Origin of the sequence: Bartonella eidoli (assembly GCF_036576145.1) — a bacterium.
Classification (GTDB): Bacteria; Pseudomonadota; Alphaproteobacteria; order Rhizobiales; family Rhizobiaceae; genus Bartonella.
The window spans coordinates 1-9,859 of sequence record NZ_JBAFWX010000010.1; the positions used below are offsets into that span (position 1 = coordinate 1).

Consider the following 9,859-nt stretch of genomic DNA (forward strand, 5'->3'; position numbering starts at 1 on the left):
ATTTACTCTATAGAAAAAATTTTTATTTAAAAATAAATAAAATACTAAAATATTATGATTGATACTTATATTTTAAGTAATTAATTTTAATAATTATGAATAAATTTCAATACATTATTATATTTAACTTATAACTTGTAATGCAAAATACTCTAAAATCGTATAATACATACCAATAACTATTTAAATATTAATATAAATTAATTATTTATATCTACATCGCAATTATATTTTACTTATATATAGTATTATTGCATAAAATTCTTCAAATTATTATTTAAAGAATAAAAATATTCAATAAATGATAATTATATTTTATTACAACCACTTTATTAAAATACAAAAATAGAAAATATATATTGTAAAAACTATTATTCATTTAACCGAAAAAGACTGTTTATCTTTTCATTTACTCATATGATTTCCATATGATGAAAATATATAAATTACTGATCACAAACCCGATCATTATAAATTTATAACGATATTAATACAATAACAAAAATATTTTTTATAGAATGAATGGAACTCATATTATCTTCATTCATTATACCTTCATACACAACCTTCATAAAAAAATACTTGCCCTTACTTTAAAAAGTAAGAGCAAGTAAAGAATTTAAAAGCTTTAATTAATTTAATGTAAAGGTAATCCCTACACCAACACCAAAGTGACCACCTGCGTTGGTTACCGATAAATTAGAACGGATGTTACCATTTTCAGATGTATAACCAGCACCCATTGCAAATGCAGATTGGCTATGCCACATACCACTACCAAATGAAATACTAAGCTTTCCTGGTGTATCGTCATAACGTAAGTTAGACACCGCTAAACCGATAGCAGCAGCTTGCCTTGCTTCTTTCCGAGCATTTTCAATACCATAACTCAATGCTTCAAACCTCATATCTGTATATTGTTTGGATTTATCAACAGCATCATCTATGGCATTAACAACAATATTATTTACACGTTTATCCGTATATTGTTTTGCATCGTCGAGAACAATCTCCATCTGCTGTTTAGTATAGTCATACAACTGACCACCATTTACAGCTTGTTTTGAACCTTCTTCAACTTTACCAGCAGCTACATTATCAATCAATACAGGGTCACTTTCGTCTCCACCAACTAAGGTAATAGTATTGGTCTTATTTCCAGATTCATCTTTATCATAACTAATACTATCTTTAATTGTAGTTTCAACGTTTTGTATATGTTGATCAATGTCATCTACTTTCTTTTCAACTTCTGTTATTTTGTTGTTTGTTTCCCAAAGCTGACCTCCATTCACAACTTCTTGTGAGCCTTTTTGAACTTCAGCATCTGCGACATTTATAACCTTAGCTGGAACTCCATTATGGCTAAAATCATACGCACCTTCTTCTGCACTCCAACCCGTAACATTAGATGTAGATGGTTTATTTTCAATATTATCAATACGACCGCTAATATTTGCCATACTTTCATTGAGTGCATCAAAAGCATCAGAAACAGTATCATAACTATTCATTACACCACCAGCATAACGCATATCGCTAGAAAATTGAAGAACTTTGAATTCTGGAGCGATCCATTGGCCATCCTTATATCCAGCACCACCTCCTAAGTACGTAGCCAATACATTGCCGAACGAATAAAGCTGGTTGCCTGTTATAGCTTCTGTTGAACCTTCAGAAACATCTCCATCCATAAGAAATTTAAGTTTGCTCTTTTTTATTTCTCCGTCTTTTTTATGAAAAGCAACAAACGCTTCATCAGCATCACTCCACGAAAATGAATTTTGGTCAATAATATCTAAATTACCGTGCAGCTTCGCTACAGAGTTACTCATATCTGTCAGTGCATCAGCAACATTTCCATAGCTTTTTTCGCTAGAAGTACCATCATCATTGAACCCGATAACCTGAAAGCTTGGCGCTATCCATTCTCCATTTTCATACTGAGCGTTACCGCCAAAATATGTCGCAAGAGCATTATTTGTTGAATAAAGCTGTGATCCATTGACAGCTTCTGTTGATGTCTCCGAAAGAAGTCCTGACTTCACACCAGAAATACTGCGCAATACACCACTATTATTCGCAACACTAATTTCTGTACCATCAGTTTCTCCACCAATGTTAATAGCCTTAGTCTGATCATCTTGTTTAACAAATACGCTATCCTTCACATTAGCAAACTCATTCTGAATATTGGCAAAAGAATTACTTACTCCTGCAAATGCATCAGCAACATTACTGTAGCCCTCTTCCGTTGTATTACCATCAACATCAAACTCCGTAATCATGAAACTTGGAGCTGTCCAACTTTCATTTTCATACTTAGCACCACCACCTAAATATGCAGCAAGTGTTTGGTTCATGGAGTAAAGCTGACCGCCCGTGATAGCTTCAGTTGAACCCTTAGATATACTTCCGTCTAAAAGGAACTTAAGCTTACTGTTATTTTTCACACCTTCTGTTTCATGGAGTGCAACAAACGCATTTTCTCTATTATCCCACATCAAAGAGTTCTTACCCTTATTAATATTTTCATCAATCTTATTTTTTACATCTGTAAGAGAATTATCTACTCCCACAAAGGCAGAACTAACATCGCTATATGAAGTGCCCTGAATATCATAACTTGGTATTTTCCATTTCCCATTCACATATTCAGCGCCACCACCTAAATACTCAGCAATTGCATTATTTGTTGAGTAAAGCTGGGAACCATTAACGGCTTCTTTAGAAGAGGCAGAAATTTCACCACCTTCCAAGCCAGCAAGCTTCCTAAAGCTACCAGTGTTGTTTTTAATATCAATCAAAGTACCATTTATTGCATCACCAATAGTAATAGCATTGCCGTCTTCTGATTTCTTAACAAGAATTCCTTCTTTTACATCGTTAATTTTACTGTCAAGACCTCTGAAAGTAGCATTAACACCATTAAAAGCACTGGAAACATCATTATAACTATGCGTTCCATCAACTAACTCATCTGAACTAATTTGCAAAACTTCAAATTGAGGAGATGTCCACTTCTCACCGTCATATTTAGCGCCACCACCTAAATATGTAGCGATTACATTATTTGTTGAATAAAGCTGGGAACCATTAACGGCTTCTGTTGATCTTTCAGAAAGAGTTCCTGATTTCACACCAGAGATGCTACGAGAGACACTATTGCTATTCGCAACAATAATTTCTGTACCACCAGTTTCTCCACCAATTTTGATAGGACTTATTTGATTATCTTGTTTAACAAAAAGGCTGCCCTTCACATCTGTCAGTTCATCGGCAAGTTCATTCTTAATATTCGCAAAAGAAGTACCTACTGCGGTAAATGCATCAGCAACAGTGTTGTATTTCTCTTCTGCAAAAGTACCATTCCTATTAACAGTATTAACTTTGAAAACTGGATTACTCCATTTCCCACCATTATATTCGGCACCACCACCTAAATATGCAGCAAGTGTCTTATTGGTTGAATAAAGCTGGGAACCATTAACCGCATCTTTAGAGAACACAGAAACCTCACCATCAGCCAAACCAGTAAGAATTCGAGATACACCACTTCTATCTTTAACATCGATTGAAGCGCCATTTATTGCATCACCAATAGTAATAGCATTGCTTCCCTCTGACTTCTTAACAAGGAGTCCTTCTTTTACATCGTTAATTTTACTGTCAAGACCTCTGAAAGTAACATTAACACCATTAAAGGCACTGGAAACATCATTATAACTATGCGTTCCATCAGTTAAGCCACCTGAATTAAATTGCACGACTTCAAATTGAGGATCTGTCCACTTCTCACCATCATATTTAGCACTACCGCCTAAATATGAAGCAAGTGTTTGGCTCATAGAATAAAGCTGAGAACCATTAACAGCTTCTGTTGATCTTTCAGAAAGAGTTCCTGACTTCACACCAGAAATATTGCGTGACGCACCGCTGTTATTTGCAACAGAAATTTCCTTACCATCCGTTTCTCCACCAATTTTGATAACACTAGTCTGACCATCCTGTTTAACAAAAAGACCATCCTTCACGTCTGCAAGCTCATTCTTAACATTCGCAAAAGAAGTACCTACTGCGGTAAATGCATCAGCAACGGTGTTGTATTCTGCTTCTGCAAAAGTACCATCCTGATTGATGTTATTAAATTTGAAAGTTGGGTTATTCCATTTTCCATCCTTATATTCAGCATCACCACCTAAGTATGTAGCAAGCTTTTCACCCATCGAATAGAGCTGAGAACCATTAATTGCTTCTTTAGAAGAGGAAGAAATTTCACCACCTTCCAAGCCAGCAAGCTTCCTATAGCTACCAGTGTTGTTTTTAATATCAATCAAAGTACCATTTATTGCATCACCGATAGTAATAGCATTGCCGTCTTCTGATTTCTTAACAAGGAGTCCTTCTTTTACACCGTTAATTTTACTGTCAAGACCTCTGAAAGTAGCATTAACGCCATTAAAAGCACTAGAAACATTATTATAACCACGTGTTTCATCAGTTAAGCCACCTGAATTAAATTGTACGACTTCAAATTGAGGAGCTGTCCACTTCTCACCATCATATTTAACACTGCCACCTAGATATGAAGCAAGTGTTTGGCTCATAGAGTAAAGCTGGGAACCATTAACGGCTTCTGTTGATCCTTCAGAAAGAATTCCTGATTTCACACCAGAGATGCTACGAGGTGCACCACTGTTATTTGCAACAATAATTTCTATACCATCAGTTTCTCCACCAATTTTGATAGGGCTAGTCTGACCATCCTGTTTAACAAAAAGGCTACCCTTCACATCTGTCAGTTCATCGGCAAGTTCATTCTTAATATTCGCAAAAGAAGTACCTACTGCGGTAAATGCATCAGCAACAGTACCAAAATTTTCTTCTGCAAAAGTACCATTCCTATTAACAGTATTAACTTTGAAAACCGGGTTACTCCATTTCCCATTCTTATATTCAGCACCTCCACCTAAGTATGCAGAAAGTGTCTTATTGGTTGAATAAAGCTGGGAACCATTAACGGCTTCTTTAGAAGATGCAGAAACTTCACCATCAGCTAAACCAGTAAGAATGCGAGATACACCACTTCTATCTTTAACATCGATTGAAGTGCCATTTATTGCATCACCGATAGTAATAGCATTGCCGTCTTCTGACTTCTTAACAAGGAGCCCTTCTTTTACATCGTCAATTTTACTGTCAAGACCTCTGAAAGTAACATTAACACCATTAAAAGCGCTGGAAACATCATTATAATTACGCGTTCCCTCAGTTAGGCCACCTGAATTAAATTGCACGACTTCAAATTGAGGATCCGTCCAATTCTCACCATCATATTTAGCACTACCGCCCAAATATGAAGCAAGTGTTTGGCTCATAGAGTAAAGCTGGGAACCATTAACAGCTTCTGTTGATCTTTCAGAAAGAGTTCCTGACTTCACACCAGAGATACTGCGTGGCGCACCACTGTTGTTTGCAACAGCAATTTCCTTACCATCCGTTTCTCCACCAATTTTGATAACACTAGTCTGACCATCCTGTTTAACAAAAAGACCATCCTTCACGTCTGCAAGCTCATTCTTAACATTCGCAAAAGAAGTACCTACTGCGGTAAATGCATCAGCAACGGTGTTGTATTCTGCTTCTGCAAAAGTACCATCCTGATTGATGTTATTAAATTTGAAAGTTGGGTTATTCCATTTTCCATCCTTATATTCAGCATCACCACCTAAGTATGTAGCAAGCTTTTCACCCATCGAATAGAGCTGAGAACCATTAATTGCTTCTTTAGAAGAGGAAGAAATTTCACCACCTTCCAAGCCAGCAAGCTTCCTATAGCTACCAGTGTTGTTTTTAATATCAATCAAAGTACCATTTATTGCATCACCGATAGTAATAGCATTGCCGTCTTCTGATTTCTTAACAAGGAGTCCTTCTTTTACACCGTTAATTTTACTGTCAAGACCTCTGAAAGTAGCATTAACGCCATTAAAAGCACTAGAAACATTATTATAACCACGTGTTTCATCAGTTAAGCCACCTGAATTAAATTGTACGACTTCAAATTGAGGAGCTGTCCACTTCTCACCATCATATTTAACACTGCCACCTAGATATGAAGCAAGTGTTTGGCTCATAGAGTAAAGCTGGGAACCATTAACGGCTTCTGTTGATCCTTCAGAAAGAATTCCTGATTTCACACCAGAGATGCTACGAGGTGCACCACTGTTATTTGCAACAATAATTTCTATACCATCAGTTTCTCCACCAATTTTGATAGGGCTAGTCTGACCATCCTGTTTAACAAAAAGGCTGCCCTTCACATCTGTCAGTTCATCGGCAAGTTCATTCTTAATATTCGCAAAAGAAGTACCTACCGCAGTAAATGCATCAGCAACAGTGTTGTATTCCTCTTCTGCAAAAGCGCCATCCTTATCGATATTATTAAATTTGAAAACTGGATTACTCCATTTCCCATCATCATATTCGGCACCTCCACCTAAGTATGCAGAAAGTGTCTTATTGGTTGAATAAAGCTGGGAACCATTAACAGCATCTTTAGAGAATACAGAAACTTCACCATCGGCCAAACCAGTAAGAATTCGAGATACACCATCATTATTTTTAACATCAACCAAAGTACCATTTATTGCCTGACCGATAGTAATAGCATTACCGCTCTCTGACTTCTTAACAAGGATTCCTTCTTTTACATCGTCAATTTTACTATCAAGACCTCTGAAAGTAGCATTAACACCATTAAAAGCACTGGAAACATTATTATAGCTACGCGTTCCATTAATTAATCCACCTGAATTAAATTGCACGACTTCAAATTGAGGAGCCGTCCACTTCTCACCATCATATTTAGCACTACCACCTAAATATGAAGCAAGTGTTTGGCTCATAGAGTAAAGCTGGGAACCATTAACGGCTTCTGTTGATCCTTCAGAAAGAGTTCCTGACTTCACACCAGAGATACTGCGAGAAACACCATTGCTATCTGAAACGATAATTGCTGCACCACCAGTTTCTCCACCAATTTTGATAGGGCTAGTCTGGTCATTCTGTTTCACAAAAAGACCATCCCTCATGTCTGTCAATTCATTGGTAAGTTCATTCTTAATATTCGCAAAAGAAGTACCTACTGCAGTAAATGCATCAGCAACAGTGTTGTATTCCTCTTCCGCAAAAGTACCATTCCTATTAACAGTATTAACTGTAAAAACTGGATTACTCCATTTCTCATTCTTATATTCAGCACCACCACCTAAATATGCAGCAAGTGTCTTATTAATTGAATAAAGCTGGGAACCATTAACAGCATCTTTAGAGAACGTAGAAATCTCACCATCTGCCAAGCCAGTCAAAATCCGCGATACACCACTTCTATCTTTAACATCGATTGAAGCGCCATTTATTGCCTGACCAATAGTAATGGCACCACTGCTCCCTGATTGCTGAACAAGGTTATCACTCTTCATATTAGTCAGTTCACTGGTAAACTCATTTCTAATATTTGTGTAAGTATTTTCAAAAGAACTATTCACAGCAGCAAATGCTTCAGAAACATTGTCGTAGCTCGTTTCTGTAGAATTGCCTTCAGTATCAAATGTTGCAACATTAAAACTTGGAGCTGTCCAATGCCCATTCACATACTTAGCATTACCCCCTAAATATGTAGCAAGCGTTTCACCCATTGAATAAAGCTGTGAACCATTGATTGCATCTTTAGAAGATGAAGAAATATCACCATCTGCCAAACCAGTAAGCTTTCTAGAGACATGGCTTTTATTTGCAATATTAATAGCAGTACCACCTACCGCATCACCAATAGTAATAGTACCACTGCCTCCTGATTGCTGAACAAGGTTATCACTCTTCATATTAGTCAGTTCACTAGTAAACTCTTTTCTAATATTTGTGTAAGTATTTTCAAAAGAACTATTCACAGCAGCAAATGCTTCAGAAACATTGTCGTAGCTCGTTTCTGTAGAATTGCCTTCAGCATCAAGTGTTGCGACATTAAAACTTGGAGCTGTCCAATGCCCATTCACATACTTAGCATTACCCCCTAAATATGTAGCAAGCGTTTCACCCATTGAATAAAGCTGTGAACCACTGATCGCATCTTTAGAAGATGAAGAAATATCACCATCTGCTAGACCAGTAAGCTTTCTAGAGACATGGCTTTTATTTGCAATATTAATAGCAGTACCACCTACCGCATCACCGATAGTAATAGTACCACTGCTTCCTGACTGCTGAATAAGGTTATCACTCTTCATATCAGAAAGTTCACTGGTAAACTCATTTCTAATATTTGTGTAAGTATTTTTGAAAGAACTGTTCACAGCAGCAAATGCTTCAGAAACATTGTCGTAGCTCTCTTCTGTAGAATTGCCGTCAGCATCAAGTGTTGCAACACTAAAACTTGGAGCTGTCCAATACCCATTCACATACTTAGCATCACCACCCAAATATGTAGCAAGCGTTTCACCCATTGAATAGAGCTGTGAACCACTGATCGCATCTTTAGAAGATGAAGAAATATCACCATCTGCCAAACCAGTAAGCTTTCGAGAACCACCGGTACTATTTGCAATATTAATAGCAGTACCACCTACCGCATCACCGATAGTAATAGTACCACTGCTTCCTGACTGCTGAATAAGGTTATCACTCTTCATATCAGAAAGTTCACTGGTAAACTCATTTCTAATATTTGTGTAAGTATTTTTGAAAGAACTATTCACAGCATCAAATGCTTTAGCAACATTGTCATAGCTCTCTTCTGTAGAATTGCCGTCAGCATCAAGTGTTGCAACATTAAAACTCGGAGCCTTCCATTCCCCATTTTCATATTTAGCACCACCACCCAAATATGCAGCAAGGGCATTATTTGCAGAATAAAGCTGTGAACCATTGATTGCATCTTTAGAAGATGAAGAAATATCACCATCTGCTAGACCAGTAAGCTTTCGAGAGACATGGCTTTTATTTGCAATATTGATAGCAGCACCACCTACCGCATCACCAATAGTAATGACACCGCCGTGCCCTGACTGCTGAACAAGGTTATCACTCTTCATATTAGTCAGTTCACTGGTAAACTCTTTTCTAATATTTGCGTAAGTATTTTCAAAAGAACTGTTCACAGCAGCAAATGCTTCAGAAACATTGTCGTAGCTCTCTTCTGTAGAATTGCCGTCAACATCAAGTGTTGCAACACTAAAACTTGGAGCTGTCCAATGCCCATTCACATACTTAGCATCACCACCAAAATATGTAGCAAGCGTTTCACCCATTGAATAGAGCTGTGAACCACTGATCGCATCTTTAGAAGATGAAGAAATATCACCATCTGCCAAACCAGTAAGCTTTCGAGAACCACCGGTACTATTTGCAATATTAATAGCAGTACCACCTACCGCATCACCAATAGTAATGACACCGCCGCGCCCTGACTGCTGAATAAGATTATCACTCTTCATATCAGAAAGTTCACTGGTAAACTCATTTCTAATATTTGTGTAAGTATTTTTGAAAGAACTGTTCACAGCAGCAAATGCTTCAGAAACATTATCGTAGCTCGTTTCTGTAGAATTGCCTTCAGCATCAAGTGTTGCAACACTAAAACTTGGAGCTGTCCAATGCCCATTTTCATATTTAGCATCACTATCTAGATATGCAACAAGTGCATTATTTGCAGAATAAAGCTGTGAACCACTGATCGCATCTTTAGAAGATGAAGAAATATCACCATTTGCCAAACCAGTAAGCTTTCGAGAACCACCAGTACTATTTGCAATATTAATAGCAGTACCACTTACTGCATTACCGATAGTAATAGTACCAC

Annotated in this window: 2 pseudogenes; both read right to left on the reverse strand. The window is 37.1% G+C overall.

Annotation, left to right across the window (positions count from 1 at the left end):
• Positions 1-632: 632 nt before the first annotated feature.
• Positions 633-1,706 (reverse strand): annotated as a pseudogene (locus V5N68_RS06140) (Vomp family autotransporter); the annotation flags it as partial.
• A 243-nt stretch (positions 1,707-1,949) separates the two neighbouring features.
• Positions 1,950-9,773: pseudogene (locus V5N68_RS06070) on the reverse strand (hypothetical protein); the annotation flags it as partial.
• Positions 9,774-9,859: the final 86 nt, after the last annotated feature.